The sequence below is a fragment of the Streptomyces sp. NPDC060028 genome (genome assembly GCF_042736725.1).
GTDB lineage: Bacteria > Actinomycetota > Actinomycetes > Streptomycetales > Streptomycetaceae > Streptomyces.
Genome location: NZ_JBHWVJ010000040.1, coordinates 1 through 19,966, shown reverse-complemented (window position 1 = coordinate 19,966; position 19,966 = coordinate 1). Strand labels below are relative to the sequence as shown.

The following is a 19,966-nucleotide window of genomic DNA, read 5'->3' as shown; positions in this document are numbered from 1 at the left end:
TATACCCGGTGGAGGGCGGCCTGACCCGTTTCACCTGTGTGGCGGCCCCATGTGTCACTCAGAGTTGACATCATCTCACGTTACGAGGTCAGGGGGTGAGGGGGCTGTCTGCCGCCGCACCCCGCAGGGACCCGAGGTGACCAGGAGGAGCGCGCCATGCCCGCAGCGAACATCGAGGTGGAGGTGTTGATCGTCGGCGGTGGGCCGGTCGGGCTCACCGCCCGGGCGCTGCTGGAACGCTGGGGCGTTCGGACCCTGCTCGTCGAGAAACACCGTGAGCTGTCGCCCTTCCCCCGGTCCCGGCTGGTCAACGCGCGCTCGATGGAGATCTTCCGCCAGCTGGGCCTCGCCGAGAAGGTCACGGCCAACGCTTTCGCCCCGAAGTTCGGCCGCATCCGCTTCCGCGACACCCTCCACGACCGCGACTTCGCCACCGCGGCGATGGTGGGGGTCGCCGCGCCGATCCCCGAGAGCCCCGTGATCGGCGTGGCCACCTCGCAGGACCGGCTGGAACCCGTCCTGCTCGCCGCGGCAGACGCGCAGGTGCGCTTCGGAGTCGAACTCGTCGACCTAGGCGAGGACGCCGACGGCGTCGTGGCCTCGCTCGTCGACCGCCGAAGTGGTGAAGAGACCCGCGTCCGTGCCCGGTACGTACTCGCCGCCGACGGCGCGAACTCCACCGCCCGGCAGCGGCTGGGCATCGACACCACCGGCCCCGGAGCGATCGGGGCCGTCACCACCGTCGTGTTCGACGCCGACCTCAACAGCTGGTGCGCCGACCAGCCCGCCGGGGTCTACTTCACCGCGCACGGATCGTTCCTCCCGCTCTACCCCGAAGGAGGCTGGGCCTGGCTCGCTCCCACCCCCGAGGACGCCGAGCACGCCGACTGGCCCGGCCTGGTCTCGCGCGCCCTCGGCCCCGGCGCCGGCGTACGGGCCGAGGTGTTGCGCGTTCAGCACTGGGTGATGAACGCCTTCGTCGCCGAACGCTTCCGTGCGGGCCGGATCCTGCTGGCCGGCGACGCCGCGCACGCGATCCCCATCACCGGCGGCCTGGGCATGAACACCGGCATCGCCGATGTGCACAACCTGTGCTGGAAACTGGCGGGCGTGGTCCACGGGTGGGCCGGACCGGGCCTGCTGGACACGTACGAGACCGAACGCCACCCCGTCGCCCACCGGACGCTCCGCCAGGCGGTGGCCAACACCCAACTCATGTTCCAGGCGCAGAACCTGCGCCGCCAACAGCTCGAGACCGGCGGCGCGGCGCCGGACGGGATCGAACTGCCCTGGTCGGACCGGTACTTCGCCCAGCTCGGTCTTGTGCTCGGCGTCACCTACCACTCCGCTGCCGTCCTCACCGACAACAGCCCCTCGGCCGAGCCGTCCGAACAACCCGAACCGTCCGACACGGACACGGATTACGTCCCCACCGCGGCGCCCGGCCACCGCATGCCACACCTCTGGCTCACACCCGACCGCTCCACGCTCGACGCCTTCGGCGAATGGTTCACCCTGCTCACCCCGGACCCCGCTTCCTGGGAGCAACACGACGCCGTGCCATGGCCGCTGCGCATCGAGACGCTTGGTCGCGAGCACGCCGGCCTCTGCGACCTGCCGCCCCGCGGAGCGCTGCTCATCCGACCCGACGGCCACGTCAGCGCCCGCTGGCACGAAGCCCCGCCGGGCGACTCCGCCCTCCGACACGCCTTGACCGCGATCACCGGGCGGAAGTAGGCCGGTGGGCCAGGGGTGGACTCGGTGGACTCCTCAGGCGACGCCCAAGCGGGCCGCGTACGCGCCGAGTCCCTCAGCCGTCCCGCCCGCCCAGCCCACGTATCCGTCGGGCCGTACGAGGAAGACTCCCGTGCCGTACGCCTCGTACGGCGGGATCCGGACCGTCCGGGCGCCGGCGAGCGTCGGCAGGGCGGTGTCCGTGCCGACCGCGAGCAGGGTCCAGTGCGGTCCCCGGAACGCGTCGAAGAGGCGTACGCCGCCCCGCGCGCCGTCCGGTGCGCGGTCGCCCGCCTGCAGCGCCTGCTGCGGCAGGCCCGCGCGCGTCTCCACCGCGAGCGAGGAGCCGCGGTAGCCGAGGCCGAGCTGCCGAGTGGCCGCGCCGCGCCGGACCTGGCCGCGGTGCACCCGGGTGCTCAGTCCGAGCATGTCCGCGGCGTTGGGCAGCCGCTCTTCCTCGTACGAGTCGAGGAGCGACGGGGCCGCCCCGCCGCGCAGCACCGCGTCCAGCTTCCAGCCCAGGTTGTACGCGTCCTGGACGCTGGTGTTGAGGCCCTGCCCGCCCGCGGGGGAGTGGATGTGAGCGGCGTCGCCCGCGAGGAAGACACGGCCCTCGCGGAAGCGCTCGGCCATCGCGGCCCGCGGCCGGAAGTCGGAGGCCCAGCGCACCTCGGTCACGTCCTCGGGGGAGAGGTGCGAGCGGGCGCCGACGGTCTTGCGGATGCCGTCGAGGGAGAGGTCGACGTCCGTACCCTCGGGGAACTGGGCCACCACCTGGAAGTCCTCGGTCCCCGCCAGCGGGAAGATCGCCATGACGCCGGCGACGCCACCCTCGCCCTCGCCGTCGGCGGGCGGAAAGAAGTGGATGTTGCCGCGGTCGAGTCCCGTGATGCGGACGTCGGCCACCAGCGTCGGGTTCGGGTCCATGGTCATGCCAGGCTCGCCGGTCATGCCGATGCCGAGCGCCCGCCGCACGGTGGAGCGGCCGCCGTCGGCGGCCACGGCGTAGCGCGCGCGGACCGGCGTGCCCGACGTGAAGGACGCGGTCACCCCGTCCGCGTCCTGCGTGATCCCCACCAGCTCCCGCCCGAAGGCCACCTCGGCACCGAGTTCCGTCAGCCGCGCGCCGAGGATCTCCTGCGTGCGCCACTGGGGCAGCATCCACGGCTCGTGGTACGGCTCGGCCTCCGACGCCTGGGTCTCCTCGGCCATCCGGTGCTCGCCCTTGCACTCCCCGTCCTGCCAGATCACCCCGACGGGGTAGGGGCCGGCGGCCGCGCGGACCGCGTCGAGTACGCCGAGGTCGTCGAAGACCTCCAGGGTGCGGGGCTGCAGGCCCTTGCCGCGCGAGCCGGGGAAGAGCCCGTCGGCGCGCTCCACGACGAGGGCGGGCACCCCGCGCCGGGCGAGGTCGACGGCGAGCGCGAGTCCGGTGGGGCCGGCGCCGATGACGAGCACATCCGTGTCGACGGTGTTCGCGGGATTCACGAGAAGCTCCTTAACGTTGTTAAGTTCCATGTTCCGGAGCATGCCCTTAACGCCGTTAAACTGTCAAGTGTGGCTACTCAGAGACCCCCCAAGCTGGACAAGAAGCAGGTCGTCGACACCGCCCTAGGGCTCCTCAACGAGGTCGGCCTCGACGGGCTCACGCTCCGCGCGATCGCCAAGGAGCTGAACGTCCAGGCCCCGGCCCTGTACTGGCACTTCAAGAACAAGCAGGCGCTGCTGGACGAGATGGCGACGGAGATGTACCGCCGGATGGTCGCGGGCGCGCAACTCCCCCCGGGCGCCACCTGGCAGGAGCGGCTCCTGTCGGCGCAACGCGGGCTGCGCGAGGCCCTGCTCGGCTACCGCGACGGCGCCAAGGTCTTCAGCGGCTCCCGCTTCACCGGCACCGAGCACGCGGTCGCGATGGAGGCGACCCTCCGCGCCTGCGTCGAGGCCGGCTTCGAGCTCCCCCAGGCCGTCCGCGCCCTCTCCACGGCCTTCTTCTTCACGCTCGGCCAGGTCACCGAGGAACAGGGCGTCCAGCCGCTGCCGGGCGAGCGCCGAGACGGCTACGACGTGGAGGAGCGCGCCGCCCGCATGGCCGACTTCCCCCTCTCGGCGGCCGCGGGCGCCGAACTCTTCCAGGGCTTCGAGGAAGCCTTCGAGGAGGGGCTGCGCCTGGTGATCGCGGGGATCGAGGCCCGGTACGGGGTCGCGTGAGCGACCATGACGCGCCCGCCGTCCGGTTCGGTCCGGAGCAGCCCCCACCGGGCATGGGCGTACTCCGGCTTCCACGTGATCTCCGTGAAGCGCGGGTCGAGCCGGCTCAGGTCCGCGTCGCCGGGCGGCGAGGGTGGCCGGGACGGGTCCGCGTGCGGCGCCTTCAGTCGTGCCCGGGACCCGGTGCGCGTTCCGCCGCCTCGGCGATGCGTTTGATGTGGGCCAAGCGCCGGTCCCAGTCGGCCGCGAGCGCGGACATCCACCGAGCGGTCACGTCCAGAGCTGCGGGCCGCACCGTGTACCGCACCTCGCGACCGGCGCGGCTGCCCTGAACCAGGCCGGCCGCGTCAAGGACGCCGAGGTGCCTGACCACTGCCTGCCGCGAGATGGGCAGCGGTTCGGCGAGCGTCGTGGCGGTGGCCTCGCCCCGCGCGGCGAGCAGTTCGAGCAACTGTCGCCGCGTGGGGTCGGCCAGTGCGGCGAGGACGCTGTCGACCGCCTGGCCGGCGGCGAGGTGTTCGTCCGTCACGCGGAGGGCTGCTCGGCGCGCGCCTTGAACGCGTCGAGCACCTGCGGCCAGCCCCCGGTGTTGTCCTCCACCGCCTTGCTCCGCAGTTCCTCGGACCCCGCCAGCGCCGCGAACCCGCTCTCCACGACGCGCAGCCGCGTCTTGTCGCCTTCCGGCGTCAGGGTGAATTCCACGAGGGTGCTGTTGTCCTCGCGCAGCTCGTCCCCGGGGAACGCGCTGGCCCAGCGGTACGCCAGGTACCTCGGCTGCTCGACCTTCTCCACGCGCACCGGGAAGTCGCCGTACTCGGGGTTCTTCGCCACCATCGACTCGCCTTCCACGGCCACGGTGCCGGGCAGGCTCGCCTCGTCGGCCACCCAGAACCCGGGCTGGGCCACCAGGGACCAGACCCGCTCCAGGGGCGCCGCGATCAGGGTTTCGCGCTCGATGCGGTCATCGCTCATGAGGGGCTCCTTCGTCGCTGCCATCAGGTGCAACTCCAGAGTTGCACGTCGCTCGCCCACGTGCAACCCGAAGGTTGCACGTCGGTGTGGCGGCGCGCGTACTCACGGGCCGAGGCACCGCGCTCACGCGACCGGCTCGCCGATGCCCAGCAGGTTCCCTTCGCTGTCACGGAACCAGGCGCCGCGTTCGCCCCGTGCCCCCTTGCTCGGGTAGTTCCCCTCGATCTCGGCGATCCCGTCCTTCGTACGCAGTCCGGGCACCTCGACGTCTTCGAACACCACACCGCGCCGTTTGAGTTCCGACACGACCGCCTCGATGTCGTCGACCTGCCACCCCATCTGAGTGAAGGTGCCGGGCGAGGCGCCCGTCGACTTGAACACCGCGAACTCCGTGCCGCCACACCGGTACAGCAGCCCGCCGGGCCGTTCGTCGACGGGCTCCAGGCCGAGCTTCTCGGCGTAGAAACGCCGCGCCCGCTCCAGGTCCTGGGCGGGAAGCCTGCTCGCCGCACGCCCTGCGGCCAGAGTGTTCCTGTCGTCTGCGTTCATGCCCCCACTGTGCCGCGAGCCGTCGACGAACGGGCAGGCGACAGGCCCGGACCGCGCGTTCGGCCGGCGGCAGCGCCGAACCACTTCGGCAGTCGGCCGAGCAGTTCCTGCTGGTCCTCACCGACCCACGCCACGTGGCCGTCGGGCCGCAGCAGTACCGCGGGCGCGTCCAGTTCCTCGCCGGCGTCGATGACGTCGATGACGTGGTCGACCCGGTCCTCCCAGCCCTCCACCGAGAGCCGGCCGGTCTGGTCCAGCAGCAGGCCGCGGCCGCCGCGCATCAGCTCGTAGAGGCGGCCTTGCTTCAGCTGTACGTCCCGCAGCCGCCGGCCGAGCAGTTCGTGGCCCTCGCCGAAGTCGTAGCGGATCCCGACCGCGGTGATCATCTCGGTCACGTACCGGTTCACCTCCTCGAAGTCCATCAGCTTCGAGAACAGCCCCCGCAGCGCGGTCGCACCTGGATCGGTCCCCAGCAGCGTGATCTGCGCGCGGGTGTTGTCCAGCACGGCGGCGCCCACCGGATGCCGTTCGGCGTGGTAGCTGTCCAGCAGTCCCTCCGGCGCCCAGCCGTCGACCTCGGCGGCCAGCTTCCAGCCGAGGTTGAACGCGTCCTGCACCCCGAGGTTCAGGCCCTGCCCGCCGGTCGGCGGGTGGATGTGCGCCGCGTCTCCCGCCAGGAGCACCCGGCCGACCCGGTAGCGCTCGGCCTGCCGGGTGGCGTCGCCGAACCGCGACAGCCAGCGCGGCGAGTGCACGCCGAAGTCGGTGCCCGCGACCGCCCGCAGCCGCTGCTGGAACTCCTCGAAGGTCGGCTCGGCCGCACGGTCCTCGGCCACGCCGTCGGCAGGCACGACGACGCGGTACGTCCCGTCCCCGTTGGGAATGGTGCCGAACCGCAGTTGGGTCTTGCGGACCTCCTCGACGACGGCGGCAACCGTCGCGGGATCCCCGGTCATCTCCATGTCGCCCAGCAGCGTCTCCACCTTCGCGGGCTCGCCGGGGAAACCGACGCCGAGCAGCTTGCGCACCGCACTGCGGCCGCCGTCGCACCCGACGAGGTAGCGCGAGCGCAGGTGCGTGCCGTCCGCCAGCTCGACGGACACCCCGTCCTCGTCCTGGCCCAGCCCGACCACTTCGCAGCCGCGCCGGATCTCGGCGCCGAGTTCGACGGCACGCTCCTCGAGCAGCCGCTCGGTGACCGGCTGCAGGGTGGAGAGGCCGTACGCGTGCGCCGTGTCCGAACGCTCCGGCCACGGCTTGACGATGCCGCCGAAGAGACCACCGGCCTGGAACTTCTCGCTGACCGCGAGGAACCGGTCCAGCAGACCGCGCTGGTCCATCACCTCGACGCTGCGCGCGTGCAGGCCGCGCCCGCGGGACTGCTTGGTCGGCTCGGCCAGCTTGTCCAGCACGACCACGTGCACCCCGTGCAGCCGCAGTTCGGCGGCCAGCATCAAACCGGTCGGTCCACCACCGGCAACGATTACATCGATCATCGCAAATCCCCGTTTCCGCAGGTCCTGGCTTCGATCGGTGATTCTGCAGCACGCCCCGGGTCTTGCCGCAAGCCCCCCGGTGCGCTATATCTTGAGAGTGGCAAGGAGTGGGTAACCTCCTTGCCTTTGTCTTTTTGCCGTCCTGTTCAGACGGGCAGGTCGGACGCGACCAGCGCTGCGGCGGCCGCGGGGTCGCCGTGCGCCCGCTTGAGCAGCGCCTCGACGTCGTAAGCCGGTGAGTCGAGGACGGCGCCGAGGCCGAGGGACATGCCGGATGCGAAACGGTCCATGTACACAGAGGCGTCCAGATCGGGGCGGAGCCGGCCGAGCACGCACAGCAGCTCCCAGGCGGCGGCGTCGAGTCCGGCCCGCCGCACCGGGTCGCAGGCGCGGACGGCGGCGGTGACCCCGACGCCTTCGGGCTCGTACTCCAGCAGGGCCGGCAGCAGTTCGGGGACGCCCATGATCTGCGCCGCGCCGAAGGTGAGGACGTGCGCGCCCCCGGGACTGCTCAGCAGTTGCGACAACAGCGGGACCGCGCGAGGGTCGTGCCGCCGGGCGAGTCCGCGGATGCCTTCCTCGCGGACCTCCGCATTCTCGTCGGTGGTGCGTTCCCAGAGCGCGTCCCGGATCGCGGGGCTGTCGGCTTCGGCCTGGAAGCCCAGCGTGAAGGTCGCCCAGTCGCGAACCTCCGGGTCCTGGTCGCGGGTCAGCGTGACGAGCGCGCGGATGTCCGGCCCGTCCGGCAAGCCGGTGGTGACCCCCGCGAAGGAGCCGGCCACCTGCCGGCGGATCGCGGCGTCGTGGTGTCCGGCCAGGGCGACGAGGACGGGGACGCCGCGCTGGTCGTACGTCATTTCCATCGCGCGCGCCAGGGACCACAGAACGCGGCCCTCGGTCTCCCGCTCCGCGAGCGCGACCAGCGCGGTCGCCGCCTCGGCCCGGACTGCCTCGGTCTGGCTGCTCGCGTGGCCCAGTAGGTCACAGCCCGTCTCGCGCGCGACCGGATCAGCCGAACCGATCAGCTCCAGCCCGAGTGGCAGCGCCCCGGCCCCGTCGGCCGCCGCCCGCCCCAGCAGGCGTTCGTACGCGTCCCAGTCATCCGTCTCCCCGGCAACACGCGCCGCTGCCAAGGCCTGTCCGACCAGATCCGCCGCGTACCCCGATTCCATGCACGAAGTCTGGCGCACGAGCCCGCACGCCGCGGCATGCGTGCAGCCGAGCATCGCAGGCAGATCTGACAACGCCCCCGAATGCGGCCCCGGACACTGCTAGTTTGCGGCTGTGGATCTCTTCTCGCGCTCCTGGGCGGCCTTGCGCGCAGTGGTCGCCGCGCTCCCGGACGAGGACTTCGCGCGGCCCTCCGGCTGCGCCGGCTGGCTCGTGCGGGACCTGGTGTGCCACCTGGTCATCGACGCCCAGGACGTCCTGATCACCCTGGTCACCCCCGCCGAAACGGCGCCCACCCGGGACGCGGTGACGTACTGGGACCTCGTCGACCCCCCGACCGGCGACGACCCGCTCGACGCGCTGACCGTCCGCCTCGCAGCCGCGTACGAAGAGCCGTGGCTGCTCAGGTTCCACCTCGACGACGTCGGTTCCGCGGCCGGCCGCGCCGCCGAACTCGCGGACCGCGCGGGCCGGGTCGGCACTCGCGACGAGGTGCTCACGGCGGGCGACTACCTCTGCGCGTACGTCCTGGAATGGACGCTGCACCACCTCGACCTGATCGCGTACCTCCCGAATGCGGCACGACCGCCCGCCGAGGGTCTCGCACGCTCGCGCGAACTGCTGGAGAAGATCGCCGGCGCCGCGTTCCCCCCGTCGTTCTGCGACGAGGACGCGCTGCTGATCGGCACCGGACGGCGCGCCCCGACCGAGGTGGAGAGCACCGCACTGGGGGAGTTGGCCGCGAGACTCCCGCTCGTCCTCGGCTGATCGCCGCGCGGCGCCGTCTCAGGTCAGGTTGAGCCCGCCGTCGAACACGATGACCTCGCCGGTGAGATAGGTGCTGGCGACCACCGACGCCACCAGGTCGGCCACGTCGGCGGGCCGGGCCGGCCGGCGCATGGGCGCGCGGTCCCGCCACAGCTCGTGCGCCTGCACCCAGTCCTTCGTCATCGGCGTGTCCACCAGCCCCGGCGCCACCGCGTTGACGCGCACCTCGGGCCCGAGCGCGGCCGCGAGCAGCCGGGTCACGTGGTTCAGGGCGGCCTTGCTCGCCGCGTACGGCACCGACGAGCCCTTGGGGCGCACCCCGGCGTGGCTGGTGACGTTGACGATGCTGCCGCCCGCGGGGGACCGGCGCAGCGCCGGAAGGGCCGCCGTGCACAGCACCCACGGCGCGATCAGGTTGACCTCCAGCAGCTGTCGCCAGGCTGCCGGCGTCGCCGCGGCCAGGTCGTCGTGCGGGATCGGCCAGCTGATGCCCGCGTTGTTCACCAGTACGTCCAGCCGCCCGCACCGGTCGAGCGCCGCCTCGACCAGCTCCCGGGCCTCCTGCTCCACCGCCAGGTCCGCCCGTACGTACGCCCCGCCGAGCTCCGCCGCCAGCGCCTCTCCGGCCTGCGTACTGCGCCGCGAGTGCACGACGACCCGCATCCCGTCCGCCGCCAGCCTCCGCGCGACGGCCTCCCCGATCCCCGAAGTGGACCCGGTGACCAGGGCAACGGGCCGATCCGCGTGTTCGATCCTCATGCCCGCGGATCTTGCCACAGGCCCTCTCGCGACAGGTCGGCCGGTCCCGGGCCTCCCGCGGCCGCCGCGCCGCGCCGCCCGAGCCCTCATGCGAAGGCGCCCGCACGGGCCGCGGTGGCGGCGGCGGTCGCGGCGCGTTCCGCCGTCGCCGTGTCGAGCGGGGCGCCGGTGGTCAGGAGCCGGTAGTACAGCGGAGCCGAGACGGCGCGGATCACCTCGTCGGCGTCGGTGCCCTGCGGAAGTTCGCCGCGCGCGACGGCCTGGTGGACGCACGGCGCCCATTCGGCGACGCGCACCTCGTAGAACCGGTGCAGGGCCTCGGCGGTCTTCCCGTCCGTCGTGGCCGCGGCGATCACCGCCTTGAAGAGTGCGCCCTGGCGCGGGTCCGCCAGCGTGCGCCGGACCAGCTCGGCATTGGCTCGCAGGTCGTCGAGGAGCGCGCCCGTCTCGGTACGCGGCAGGGACTGCTCCGCCATGTCGGTCAGCAGGTCGGCGACCAGGCCGGCGGCGGTTCCCCAACGCCGGTACACCGTGGTCTTGCCGACTCCGGAGCGTCGGGCGACCTCGGCCAGGTCGAGCTGGTGGAAGCCGTGGTCGGCCAGCACGTCCCCGGCCGCTTCCAGGACGGCCGCGCGTACGCGGGCGGTGCGGCCGCCGGGCCGGACGGTGCCCGGCTCCGAAGTGTCCTCGTACCCCTCAACAGTCATAACGGGACTCCCGTTCCATTAATGGTTCGACCTTGTTACGGTGGACTCATCTTAACGGTTCCACGGTCCCATTAGTGCTCGGAAGGGTTTCGTCATGGAATACAGGCAGCTCGGCGCGTCCGGTCTCCAGGTCCCCGCACTCAGCTTCGGTGCCGGCACCTTCGGCGGCCAGGGCCCGCTGTTCGGCGCCTGGGGCACCACGGACGCCCGGGAGGCCCGCCGTCTCGTGGACATCTGCCTGGAGGCGGGCATCACGATGTTCGACACCGCCGACGTCTACTCGGCCGGGGCCTCGGAGGAGGTCCTCGGCGCGGCGATCAAGGGCCGCCGGGACCAGGTGCTGCTGTCGACCAAGACCGGGCTGCCGATGGGCGACGGCCCGGGCGACGCGGGCTCCTCCCGCACCCGTCTGATCAGGGCGACCGAGGACGCCCTGCGCCGGCTGGGCACCGACCGCATCGATCTCTTCCAACTGCACGCCTTCGACGCCGCCACCCCGGTCGAGGAGGTGCTCTGCGCGCTCGACCAGTTGGTACGGGCCGGCAAGATCCGCTACGTCGGCGTCTCGAACTTCGCGGGCTGGCAGCTGATGAAGTCCCTGGCCGCCTCCGAGCGTCACGGCTTCCCCCGCTATGCAGCCCACCAGGTCTACTACTCCCTCGTCGGCCGCGACTACGAATGGGAGCTCATGCCGCTCGGCCGTGACCAGGGAGTCGGCGCCATGGTCTGGAGCCCCCTCGGCTGGGGCCGGCTCACCGGCAAGCTGCGCCGTGGCCGCCCCCTGCCTGCGCAGAGCCGACTGCACCAGACCGCCGACTACGGCCCGCCGGTCGAGGACGCCCACCTCTTCGACGTCGTGGACGCCCTGGACGAGATCGCGCGGGAGACCGGCAAGACGATCCCGCAGGTGGCCATCAACTGGCTGCTGGGGCGGCCCACCGTGTCCTCCGTCATCATCGGCGCGCGCAACGAGGCACAGCTGCGGCAGAACATCGGAGCGATCGGTTGGACCCTGGCCCCCGAACAGGTGGCCCGTCTCGACGCCGCGAGCCACCGGCCGGCGCCGTACCCGTACTTCCCGTACGAGCGTCAGGAGGGCTTCGCCCGGCTCAACCCGCCGATGATCCCCTCGCCCTGAGCCGGCTTCCCGCCCCCGGCGGTCTTGCCCCGTCGGGGCGCGGAGCCGGCGGATCTCCTCGGTCGCGGCCCGGAAGGCGGGCGCCGCGCGGGTGAAGTAGTCGAAGAGCAGGGCCTGCTGCTCCGGGGTGTAGCTGCCGATCAGGTCGGCGATGTGGCACTGGAGGACAGGCTGCCCTCCAGGGTGATGAGGCTGAGGGCGTACCACTGCGATGTGTGCAGGCCTGCGGCTTCCGCGCCGGCCAGGTCCTGGAGCCCCACGGCGTCCAGGTAGTGACGGAAGGTCGTGTGCCTGTTCTCGTCGCCGGCTGTTGCCATCTCCGCACTCTCCCTTTACTTTTATATCTGCACGCATGCAGATACTGATCTCATTCAGTATCTGCACCAGTCTAACCAATAGGGGAGTGGTCCGTCATGCAGCCCATCGCCGACGAAGACGTCACCGCGGTTCAAGCCCTCCTGGCCCGGCTCCTCGACGCCTGGGAACGGCACGACGCGGAGGCCTACGGTGCGGTCTTCACCGAGGACGCCAGTTACACCACCTATGTCGGCACCCTCTACCAGGGCCGCCGCGACATCGTGGAGAGCCACCGCACCCTCTTCGCGGGCTTCCTCAAGGGCACCCGGCTGGCCGACGAGATCCTCGAAATCCGCTTCTACGGAACCGGTTCGGCCGTGGTCAACAGCCGTGGTGACACCTACAAGGGTGCGCGCCCGGCGAAGCTCGGCAAGGTGCAGACGTACACGCTCGTCCGCGAGGGTGACGGGCAGTGGCGGATCGCGGCCTTCCACAACACCAAGCGCAAGCCCCTGATGGAGGCGGTGTCGTACCGCTTCGCCCCGGGCATCGTCCCGGCCGCCGAGCGCTGAGCGGCCCGTGTGCTCACTTGCGCCAGATCTTTTGGTACGCCTCGCGGTAACCGGACGGATTCCAGGACGAGGCGTCGTGGCTGTTTTCCGCCGTGGCGATGTGGACGGGGGCGACGTAGCCGCTGGCGGGACGGTCGGCGAAGGCGCGGTTGAACTCGTCGATGATCTGCCAGCCCTGCTGGGACAGCGGCTCGGGGACGGTGGCGGCCTGGAACTGCTTGCTGCGCAGCCTTCCTCCTGGCGGTTGCCCGCCACGAAGCCGGCGCCGGAGGCGAGCGCGGCGCAGACCGTACGCGGGTGGTACGGCCGGCCGTCGAGCAGCGCCCGCCCGCCGAGGATCGGCCGGGCGCCGGCGAGGGCGCGGCCAAGGTCCATGTGGCCGGCGCCGGTCAGGCCCACCATGCCGAGGATTTCGCCGGCCCGCAGGTCCAGGCTGACCCGGGCGGCGTATTCGGTCGTCACGCTCTCGAGGCTCAGGACGGGCTGGCCGGCGGCGGGGAGGGTGACGGGCCGGGCATCACAAGATCGCGACCGGGTTGACGGGTGAGCCCGTCCCGCCGGGGACGTTCAGCGGCGCCACGACGAGCACGAACGCATAACGGCCCGCCTCGGCGCAGGCAGCGGAGAGGGCTTCGAGATCGAGGTTGTCCAGCAGCGGTACCCCCATCGCCGCGACGGCGAGGGCGTGCACGGGGGAGTGCAGGCCCTCGACCGGCGACGGCCGTACATCGCTGTCCCCGTCGCCGCCGAGCAGCGCGATGGCGCGCTCGGCCAGCAACGGCACGGCGTCCACGTGCCAGCCCGCGCTCGCCGCGTCGGAGTTCCAGGGGCCCGTCTCCCGGCGGCGGCGCAGGTGGCCGGAGCGCAGCAGCACCGCATCGCCGTCCCCGATCGTCACATCGAGCGCCTCCTCCGCCGCGACGACGTCCGGCGCGTGCACGGCACGGCCGGGCTCCAGCCACTTGATCCCGAGGACGGCGGGCAGGTCCAGGAGGACGCCCCTGGTGACCAAGGGGCCGAGCGCCGACACCGCGCCGAAGCGGGCGCCCCCCACATCGACGACCTCGCGCGCCGCGCGGCCGTCGTAGAGTCGCCCGCGGTACGCGATGTGCGACAACGCGTCCAGGTGGCTCACGCCCTTGCCGTGATAGTCCACGGCAAGGAAGTCCTTGTAGGTGGAGGGCTCCGGGGCCTCCACGTCACCGAGGTCGGACATGTAGTGCAGCGCGGGCTTTTCGTTGTCCGCTTCCGGGCGGGTGTTCCAGGGCCGCCCCAACGGCACGATCGTCCCGGACCGGATCAGCGCGGCGGCCCGCCGCACATGGTCCGGGGTCACCCTGTTCCACGCGCCGCGGTCGGCCGCGGCCCAGCGGCCCCACGTACGGACCGCCTCGAAGAGCGCGTCGAATTCCCCGCGGGAGACGGCGGGCCCGTTTCCGGGACCGGCCGGCGGGGGAGCGGGGGCTCCAGTGGTGTTGCCGCTCATGTGTGCTCAGCGCTCCCGTCGCACTCACGCCGTGCCGGATGCCACCCCGCCAGGATTCCCGATGACGCCGCCGCGTGCACTGCCTGAGCGCCGGGACGGATACGCCGGGTGACCGCCGGACGGAGCAGATTCCGAGAAGCGCGGGTCACGGAGCCGCCCCTAGCATGACCGCCATGGACATCAGCATTCACACGACGTTCCTCCCGCACGACGACCCGGACGCCTCCCTGGCCTTCTACCGCGACACCCTCGGCTTCGAGGTCCGCAGCGACGTCGGACACGGCAAGATGCGCTGGATCACCGTCGGCCCCGTCGGCCAGCCCGGCACCTCCATCCTCCTGGCGCCGCCGGCCGCCGACCCCGGCGTCACCGAGGACGAGCGCCGCACCATCGTCGAGATGATGGCCAAGGGCACCTACGGCTGGATCCTGCTGGCCACCCACGACCTCGACGGCACCTTCGCGAAGGTGCAGGCCGGCGACGCCGAGGTCGTCCAGGAGCCGACCGAGCAGCCGTACGGCATCCGCGACTGCGCCTTCCGCGATCCCGCGGGCAACCTGATCCGCATCCAGGAGCTTCGCTGAACCGTCATCGGTGAGCATCGTGAACACCTCGATGAAAGGAGTTCCCCCGTGTGCAAACCGGCATGGGCGCGCGCACGCACCGAGGCGCACCGCCTGAGCGATCTTGCACGACTGCGCCGCGTCCGCGACCGGATCGACCGGGAGTACGCGCAGCCGCTGAACGTCGAGGCGCTCGCCCGCGGCGCGAACATGTCGGCCGGGCACCTCAGCCGCCAGTTCCGCCTCGCCTACGGCGAAGCACCGTACGCGTACCTGATGACACGGCGCATCGAGCGTGCGACGGCGCTGCTGCGCCGCGGCGACCTCAGCGTCACCGAGGTGTGCTTCGCGGTCGGCTGCTCGTCACCGGGTACCTTCAGCACCCGCTTCACCGAGCTGCTCGGCATACCGCCCAGCGCCTACCAGCGGCTGGCGGCGGGCGCTGCGGCGGGGATGCCGTCGTGCGTCGAGAAGCAGGTCACCAGACCGGTCAGGAATCGAGAAGCGCCGGTGACCGAGCCGCAACTAGCGTGACGGTCATGACTTCCATCGGATCCATCACCCTCGAGGTGGCCGACCTCACGGCCGCCGACCGCTTCTACACCGCCTTCGGTCTGGGCGACCGGGTGGGCCTGCGGGCCTCGGAGGCACCGACGACCGGCTTCCGCGGATTCACCCTGTCGCTCACGGTGTCCCAGCCGGCCACCGTCAAGAGCCTCATCGGCGCGGCCCTCGACGCCGGTGCCACGCCGCTGAAGCCCGTCGCGAAGTCGTTCTGGGGCCACGGCGGGGTCGTACGAGCCCCGGACGGGGCGATCTGGAAGGTCGCGACCTCGGCGAAGAAGGACACCGGACCGGACACCGGGCAGATCGACGACATGGTTCTCCTGCTGGGAGTCGCCGACATGGCGGAGACCAAGCGGTTCTACGTGGAACGCGGGTTCACCGTCGCGAAGGGCTTCGGCAGCAAGTACGTCGAGTTCGCCGCCCCGGGGAGTCCCGTCAAGCTGGCGCTGTACAAGCGCGGGGCCCTCGCGAAAGACGCCGGCGTCCCCGTCGACGGCACCGGATCGCACCGGCTCGTCATCGGCGCCGACATCGGTCCGTTCAGCGACCCGGACGGGTTCGCATGGGAGCCGGCCGCCTGAGGCGGTACCCGACAAGCGATTCGCTCTCCTCGGGAGCGAGGCCGGGCGGTGGCGACCGCGGGGGTGGCGCCAGCGCCCGGCCCGCGCCCGCGGCCGAGCGGCCCCGCCGCGGAGGGCTCCAGCAGCGTCATGCCGGCGGCGACGGCGATGCCGAAGGTCGGGCCGACGTTGGGCAGATCTTCGCGCGCGCCCGGCAGCGCATCGCCGCCGCCGGGCAAGGTCAGGGCAGCGCCCCGTCCCCGGCGCGGCGGCTGGAAGGCGAGGAGTTCGCCCGCGGGTTCTTCGAGGCCGCCGAGGGCGGCGACATGGAGGCGCTGCTCGGCATGCTCGCGCCCGACGTGGTGTTCCACGGGGACGGCGGCGGCACGGCGCGGGCGATCGGCAAGCCCGTGGCCGAGGCGCGCGCGTCGTACACCTGCTCGTCGGCGTGCTCCGCCGGGTCCGGAAGCTCGGCGCCTCCCTCCGGCCGGACCGGGTCAAGGGCCGGCCGGGCGTCGTGATGTACGACGCCGAAGGGCGCGTGGTCAGCGTCGTCGAGCCCGACAAGCTCGGCCACATCGGAGCGGTATCCGATCAGGCGCGACTGCCGGAGAAACAGCCCCCGCGCTCCCCCGCCGGGGTGGTTCCCGCAGGCCCAGTGGGCGCAGTACGGCACGGCCTGCGGGGCCGCGGGCGGGCTGCGGTACGAGGCTGTGCGCTGCTCCCTGCACGCCGCGACGACGGAGGTCCGTACGCCCATGACCCACGCACACCTGAGATCGGCGGGACGGCGGCGCGCCGCGGGCGGGAGGGCGGCGGTACTGGCCGCCCTCGGCCTGGTGCTCGTACTCGTGCTGCCCGGTACCGCGCTGGCCGCCCCCGGTGACCTCGACCCTTCCTTCGGGCCCGACGGCCGGGTGACCACGGCCTTCCCCGGCTACGCGGAGGGCCACGACATCGCCCGGCAGGCAGACGGCAAGCTGGTCGTGGTGGGCCTGAGCGAGGCCGGCTTCGCGCTCGCCCGCTACAACGCCAACGGAAGCCTAGACACCACCTTCAGCGGCGACGGCACGACGACCAGCGATTTCGGCGGCGGCAGCCACACGGCCAACGCGGTGGCGATCCAGCCCTCGGACGGGAAGATCGTCGTGGCGGGCACCACCGAGGTGATCGCGGAGGAGGGCGGCGGCTGCTGCTTCTTCTCCGTGGCCCGCTACAACACCGACGGCAGTCTGGACACGGGCTTCGGCAACGGCGGCCTGGTGCGGGTCGAGGAGTTCGGCGGATCCGCGGACGGCGCGGACGTGGCGGTGCAGTCCGACGGCAAGATCATCGCCGCGGGCAAGGGCGGCGGTGGCGGCTTCGCGCTGGTGCGCCTCAACACCAACGGAAGCCTGGACCCGAGCCTCGGCGGCGACGGCGCCGTGGTCGCGGGCTTCACGCCCGCCTCGCCCCAGGACGCCGGCGGCGTCGCCCGGGGCATGGCACTCCAGCCGGACGGCAAGATCGTCGCGGTCGGTTACGTGGGCAACACCGCCTTCGACATCGGCGTGGCCCGCTACAACGCCAACGGAAGCCTCGACACCACCTTCAGCGGCGACGGCATGGTGACCGCGGACTTCGGTGGCACCGAGTTCGGCAACGCGGTGGCGGTGCAGCCGGACGGCAAGATCGTCGCCGCGGGTTCCGGCGGCGCCGGCTTCGCCCTCCTGCGCTACAACGCGGACGGCAGCCCCGACAGCGGCTTCGGCGCCGGCGGGCGCACCTCGGTCAACTTCCCCGGTGACGGCGGAATCGCGTACGGGATGGCACTCCAGCAGAACGGCAAGATCGTCCTCGCCGGCCGGGCCGACGACCCGAACAGCTCCGAGGCCAACGACTTCGGCCTGGCCCGCTTCAACCCCAACGGCACGGTGGGCACCGGCTTCGGCGGCGACGGCTTCGTGGTCACCGGCTTCGGGGACTTCGACGAGGCCCGCGGGGTCCTCGTACAGCCGGACGGCAAGATCGTCGCGGCCGGGTACGGGGCCGGCTTCGCCTTCGCCGTCGCCCGCTACGAGGGCGGTGACGGGACGCCGCCCCCGCCGCCCGTGCGCGCGGACCTGTCGGTGACGAAGACCGGCACGGCCACCGTGAGCATCGGCGACCGGGCCTCGTACACGGTGACCGTCTCCAACTCCCCGGCCTCCACCGCCACCGCGACCGGAGTCACGCTCTCGGACACGCTCTCCGGAGCGGGCGTGACCCTCACCTCGGCCGCTCCCTCCCAAGGCACCTGTACGACCACCGCCACGGCGGCCAACTGCGCCCTTGGCGCCCTGGCCCCGGGCGCGAGCGCGACGGTCACGGTGACGGCCGAGCCGCGCGCCACCGGCACCCTCAGGAACACGGCCAACGTCAGCGCCGCCCAGCAGGACCCGGTGACCTCAAACAACACGGCCACCGCGACCACCTCGGTGAACAACGCCCGCGGCTGCACGATCATCGGCACCAGCGGCCCGGACACCCTCAACGGCGGCTACTTCAACGATGTGATCTGCGCCCTCGGCGGCAACGACACGGTGCTCGCGGGCTACGGCAACGACACCGTCCACGGCGGCTTCGGCAATGACAACCTCGACGGCGGCTTCGGCGACGACAACCTCGACGGCGGCCCGGGCAACGACACCCTGACCGGCTACTACGGCAACGACCGCCTCACCACCACCGACGGCGTCCCGGCCAACGACACCGCCAACGGCGGCCTCGGCACCGACACCTGCACCACCGACCCGGGCGACAGCCGCATCAGCTGCCCCTGACCATTCGTATCACCAGTCGTTTCACCGGCGCGTCTCAGGAGGCCGGGTAGGGGCTTGACTTCAGACACCGGGCGAGGTGTGCGGTGTTCGCGGCGAGGGTCGCCGTCGTGCCGGCGGTGACCTCCGGGGTCTTTTCGAGGTCCTGGTAGTCGGTCTTGTGCATGGCTTCCCCGACCCAGTAGGTGACCGCGTTCGGGGCGAGGGAGAAGCCCACGTCGCCCAAGCCCTGGAACAGGTCGGCGCTCACCTTGTGGGCGCCGTCCTCGTTGCCCACCACACAGACCGCGGCGACCTTGCCGTAGGTGAGCAGGCGTCCTTCGTCGTCGGTCTCGGAAAGCTCGGCGTTGAGCCGCTCCATCACCCGCTGGGCGGTACTGGAAGGGTGGCCGAGCCAGATGGGGGTCGACAGGACGAGGATGTCGCAGCCCATGATCGTGTCGCGGATCTCGGGCCAGGCGTCCCCGTCGCCCATGTCGGTGGCCACGCCGGCCTTCACGTCGTGATCGGCGATCCGGATCACCTTGCCGGTGACGCCGTGCGCCCCGAGGGCGGCCATGGTCTGTTCGGCGAGGAGCTGGGAGCTGGAGGGGGCGGGGGAGGGGGACAGCGTGCACACGAGCGCGACGGCGCGGAGCGGGGTGTTTTCCATGGTTTCCATGTACCTCCGGCTACCCGGGAGCCCCCCTCGTATTCAGCGTCTGCGGCCCCGCCGTCGGGCCGCCCAACCGCTCCCGCTCCCACTGCCGACGCCGAATCCGGCGACGTGCAGCGCGAGTGCGACGAGACCGATCAGCATGAAGTTGGTGGAACTCAGCACGTCGTTGGTGGCGATGTGAGCCGCGTTGATCAGGAACGCGATGAAGAACAGCACGGCGGCGACGATGCCCAGCATGGTCGGGCTCCTTCCGGTGGGTGAGCGGCTTTTTCCCCGTGCGGGCCGGTTCATGAGCCCCCGCTCCGGCGTATTTCGCACCTCGTTTCGCAGGTCTTTCGCACCTCTTTCGCACCGCGCCGCCGACCGGCCGGCGGCCCGGCCTCGTAGCCTGGAGCAATGCGTCACCACGATCTTGTCGTCATCGGTGCGGGATCCGGCAACGCCGTCATCGACGATTCGTTCGCCGACCTCGACGTGGCCATAGTCGAGGAGAAGTGGTTCGGCGGAACCTGTCTGAACGCCGGCTGCATCCCGAGCAAGATGTTCGTCCACACCGCGGACGTGGCCGGGACCGTCCGCGAAGCCGCCACGTACGACGTGGACGCGGAGCTGCTCGACGTGCGCTGGCGGGCGATGCGCGACCGGGTGTTCGCGCGTCTGGACGCCGAGCGCGAAGAGGGCCGCCGTGGTCGCACGGAAGCGGACTTCGTCACCGTGTACGAGGGAAGAGCGCGCTTCACGGGCCCCCGGGAGCTGCGGATCGACCTCGCGGACGGCGCCGTTGACATCGGCGCCCGGCAGATCGTCATCGCCGCCGGCGGCCGCCCCGTGGTGCCCCCGCCCGTCCTCGACTCCGCGCTGCCGTACGAGACGTCCGACACGATCATGCGGATCGACGCGCCGCCGCGGCGCCTAGTGCTGTGGCCGGAAAGGTTTGCCGGGTCGCGGTGTCCGGTGCGGTGCA

The 19,966-nt window shown here is 72.0% G+C and carries 23 protein-coding genes and 1 pseudogene; 10 read left to right on the top strand and 14 right to left on the bottom strand.

Annotated features, from left to right (window positions below; genetic code table 11):
* Nucleotides 1–156: 156 nt before the first annotated feature.
* The gene (locus ACFWBF_RS20840; protein ID WP_385603770.1) at nucleotides 157–1,737 is read left to right on the top strand and encodes an FAD-dependent monooxygenase; all 1,581 of its coding nucleotides are present in this window, start codon (nucleotides 157–159) and stop codon (nucleotides 1,735–1,737) included.
* A 33-nt stretch (nucleotides 1,738–1,770) separates the two neighbouring features.
* On the opposite strand, the gene ACFWBF_RS20835 is transcribed toward ACFWBF_RS20840, so the two are convergent.
* Nucleotides 1,771–3,252 (bottom strand): FAD-dependent oxidoreductase, encoded by a 1,482-nt coding sequence (locus ACFWBF_RS20835; RefSeq protein ID WP_385603767.1) that lies wholly within the window; start codon nucleotides 3,250–3,252, stop codon nucleotides 1,771–1,773.
* A gap of 39 nt (nucleotides 3,253–3,291) precedes the next feature.
* On the opposite strand from ACFWBF_RS20835, the gene ACFWBF_RS20830 reads away from it, so the two are divergent.
* On the top strand, nucleotides 3,292–3,942 hold the full coding sequence (locus ACFWBF_RS20830; RefSeq protein WP_385603763.1) for a TetR/AcrR family transcriptional regulator C-terminal domain-containing protein: 651 nt from the start codon (nucleotides 3,292–3,294) through the stop codon (nucleotides 3,940–3,942).
* A gap of 163 nt (nucleotides 3,943–4,105) precedes the next feature.
* Here the strand turns inward: ACFWBF_RS20830 and ACFWBF_RS20825 are convergent, their stop codons facing one another.
* From ACFWBF_RS20825 to ACFWBF_RS20805, 5 genes are all read right to left on the bottom strand, one after another.
* Entirely contained in the window at nucleotides 4,106–4,471 is a 366-nt protein-coding gene (locus ACFWBF_RS20825; protein WP_385603760.1) for an ArsR/SmtB family transcription factor, read from the bottom strand.
* Nucleotides 4,468–4,914, bottom strand: a complete 447-nt coding sequence (locus tag ACFWBF_RS20820) for an SRPBCC domain-containing protein (protein WP_385603757.1) — start codon at nucleotides 4,912–4,914, stop codon at nucleotides 4,468–4,470. The genes ACFWBF_RS20825 and ACFWBF_RS20820 overlap by 4 nt, the downstream gene beginning before the upstream one ends.
* A gap of 123 nt (nucleotides 4,915–5,037) precedes the next feature.
* Nucleotides 5,038–5,463 (bottom strand): VOC family protein, encoded by a 426-nt coding sequence (locus ACFWBF_RS20815; protein WP_385603753.1) that lies wholly within the window; start codon nucleotides 5,461–5,463, stop codon nucleotides 5,038–5,040.
* Nucleotides 5,460–6,959, bottom strand: coding sequence for a rifampin monooxygenase (gene rox, locus ACFWBF_RS20810; protein WP_385603750.1), 1,500 nt, complete (start codon nucleotides 6,957–6,959; stop codon nucleotides 5,460–5,462). The genes ACFWBF_RS20815 and rox overlap by 4 nt, the downstream gene beginning before the upstream one ends.
* A 146-nt stretch (nucleotides 6,960–7,105) precedes the next feature.
* Nucleotides 7,106–8,131, bottom strand: coding sequence for a HEAT repeat domain-containing protein (locus ACFWBF_RS20805; protein WP_385603747.1), 1,026 nt, complete (start codon nucleotides 8,129–8,131; stop codon nucleotides 7,106–7,108).
* Between the two features lie 112 nt (nucleotides 8,132–8,243).
* Between ACFWBF_RS20805 and ACFWBF_RS20800 the strand changes: the two genes are divergently transcribed.
* A complete protein-coding gene (locus tag ACFWBF_RS20800) occupies nucleotides 8,244–8,897 on the top strand; it encodes a maleylpyruvate isomerase N-terminal domain-containing protein (RefSeq protein ID WP_385603744.1) in 654 nt (217 codons plus the stop codon).
* A gap of 18 nt (nucleotides 8,898–8,915) precedes the next feature.
* On the opposite strand, the gene ACFWBF_RS20795 is transcribed toward ACFWBF_RS20800, so the two are convergent.
* Both ACFWBF_RS20795 and ACFWBF_RS20790 read right to left on the bottom strand, forming a co-directional pair.
* On the bottom strand, nucleotides 8,916–9,656 hold the full coding sequence (locus tag ACFWBF_RS20795; RefSeq protein ID WP_385603741.1) for an SDR family NAD(P)-dependent oxidoreductase: 741 nt from the start codon (nucleotides 9,654–9,656) through the stop codon (nucleotides 8,916–8,918).
* Nucleotides 9,657–9,742: 86 nt separating this feature from the next.
* On the bottom strand, nucleotides 9,743–10,363 hold the full coding sequence (locus ACFWBF_RS20790) for a TetR/AcrR family transcriptional regulator (protein WP_385603738.1): 621 nt from the start codon (nucleotides 10,361–10,363) through the stop codon (nucleotides 9,743–9,745).
* Nucleotides 10,364–10,457: 94 nt separating this feature from the next.
* On the opposite strand from ACFWBF_RS20790, the gene ACFWBF_RS20785 reads away from it, so the two are divergent.
* Complete coding sequence (locus ACFWBF_RS20785; protein WP_385603735.1) at nucleotides 10,458–11,501, top strand: aldo/keto reductase; 1,044 nt, start codon at nucleotides 10,458–10,460, stop codon at nucleotides 11,499–11,501.
* A gap of 140 nt (nucleotides 11,502–11,641) precedes the next feature.
* Here ACFWBF_RS20785 and ACFWBF_RS20780 read toward each other — a convergent pair whose 3' ends face one another.
* Nucleotides 11,642–11,818, bottom strand: a complete 177-nt coding sequence (locus ACFWBF_RS20780; RefSeq protein WP_385603732.1) for a hypothetical protein — start codon at nucleotides 11,816–11,818, stop codon at nucleotides 11,642–11,644.
* A gap of 96 nt (nucleotides 11,819–11,914) precedes the next feature.
* Between ACFWBF_RS20780 and ACFWBF_RS20775 the strand changes: the two genes are divergently transcribed.
* The gene (locus ACFWBF_RS20775) at nucleotides 11,915–12,370 is read left to right on the top strand and encodes an SgcJ/EcaC family oxidoreductase (RefSeq protein ID WP_385603729.1); all 456 of its coding nucleotides are present in this window, start codon (nucleotides 11,915–11,917) and stop codon (nucleotides 12,368–12,370) included.
* Between the two features lie 13 nt (nucleotides 12,371–12,383).
* Here the strand turns inward: ACFWBF_RS20775 and ACFWBF_RS20770 are convergent.
* Together ACFWBF_RS20770 and ACFWBF_RS20765 are read right to left on the bottom strand one after the other, a co-directional pair.
* A pseudogene (locus ACFWBF_RS20770) lies at nucleotides 12,384–12,602 on the bottom strand (sugar ABC transporter substrate-binding protein); the annotation flags it as partial.
* 285 nt (nucleotides 12,603–12,887) lie between these two features.
* Nucleotides 12,888–13,856: a cyclase family protein gene (locus tag ACFWBF_RS20765; RefSeq protein ID WP_385603726.1), complete on the bottom strand. Its 969-nt coding sequence runs from the start codon at nucleotides 13,854–13,856 to the stop codon at nucleotides 12,888–12,890.
* Nucleotides 13,857–14,029: 173 nt separating this feature from the next.
* On the opposite strand from ACFWBF_RS20765, the gene ACFWBF_RS20760 reads away from it, so the two are divergent.
* Genes ACFWBF_RS20760 through ACFWBF_RS20750 form a run of 3 tightly spaced genes read left to right on the top strand, consistent with a single transcriptional unit; the run spans nucleotide 14,030 to nucleotide 15,567 of the window.
* The gene (locus ACFWBF_RS20760) at nucleotides 14,030–14,440 is read left to right on the top strand and encodes a VOC family protein (protein WP_385603723.1); all 411 of its coding nucleotides are present in this window, start codon (nucleotides 14,030–14,032) and stop codon (nucleotides 14,438–14,440) included.
* A gap of 48 nt (nucleotides 14,441–14,488) precedes the next feature.
* The gene (locus tag ACFWBF_RS20755) at nucleotides 14,489–14,953 is read left to right on the top strand and encodes a helix-turn-helix transcriptional regulator (RefSeq protein WP_385603720.1); all 465 of its coding nucleotides are present in this window, start codon (nucleotides 14,489–14,491) and stop codon (nucleotides 14,951–14,953) included.
* A gap of 5 nt (nucleotides 14,954–14,958) precedes the next feature.
* Nucleotides 14,959–15,567, top strand: a complete 609-nt coding sequence (locus ACFWBF_RS20750) for a glyoxalase (RefSeq protein ID WP_385603717.1) — start codon at nucleotides 14,959–14,961, stop codon at nucleotides 15,565–15,567.
* Between the two features lie 220 nt (nucleotides 15,568–15,787).
* Here ACFWBF_RS20750 and ACFWBF_RS20745 read toward each other — a convergent pair whose 3' ends face one another.
* Complete coding sequence (locus ACFWBF_RS20745) at nucleotides 15,788–16,306, bottom strand: hypothetical protein (protein WP_385603714.1); 519 nt, start codon at nucleotides 16,304–16,306, stop codon at nucleotides 15,788–15,790.
* Between ACFWBF_RS20745 and ACFWBF_RS20740 the strand changes: the two genes are divergently transcribed.
* Nucleotides 16,305–18,347, top strand: a complete 2,043-nt coding sequence (locus ACFWBF_RS20740) for a calcium-binding protein (protein WP_385603712.1) — start codon at nucleotides 16,305–16,307, stop codon at nucleotides 18,345–18,347. The two genes, ACFWBF_RS20745 and ACFWBF_RS20740, sit on opposite strands and share 2 nt — an antisense overlap.
* Before the next feature lie 34 nt (nucleotides 18,348–18,381).
* Here the strand turns inward: ACFWBF_RS20740 and ACFWBF_RS20735 are convergent, their stop codons facing one another.
* Together ACFWBF_RS20735 and ACFWBF_RS20730 are read right to left on the bottom strand one after the other, a co-directional pair.
* Nucleotides 18,382–19,005, bottom strand: coding sequence for a flavodoxin family protein (locus ACFWBF_RS20735; protein WP_385603709.1), 624 nt, complete (start codon nucleotides 19,003–19,005; stop codon nucleotides 18,382–18,384).
* A 33-nt stretch (nucleotides 19,006–19,038) separates the two neighbouring features.
* Entirely contained in the window at nucleotides 19,039–19,239 is a 201-nt protein-coding gene (locus tag ACFWBF_RS20730; RefSeq protein ID WP_385603706.1) for a hypothetical protein, read from the bottom strand.
* 159 nt (nucleotides 19,240–19,398) lie between these two features.
* Between ACFWBF_RS20730 and ACFWBF_RS20725 the strand changes: the two genes are divergently transcribed.
* A partial coding sequence (locus tag ACFWBF_RS20725; RefSeq protein WP_385603704.1) for an FAD-dependent oxidoreductase occupies nucleotides 19,399–19,966 on the top strand: 568 nt, incomplete at its 3' end.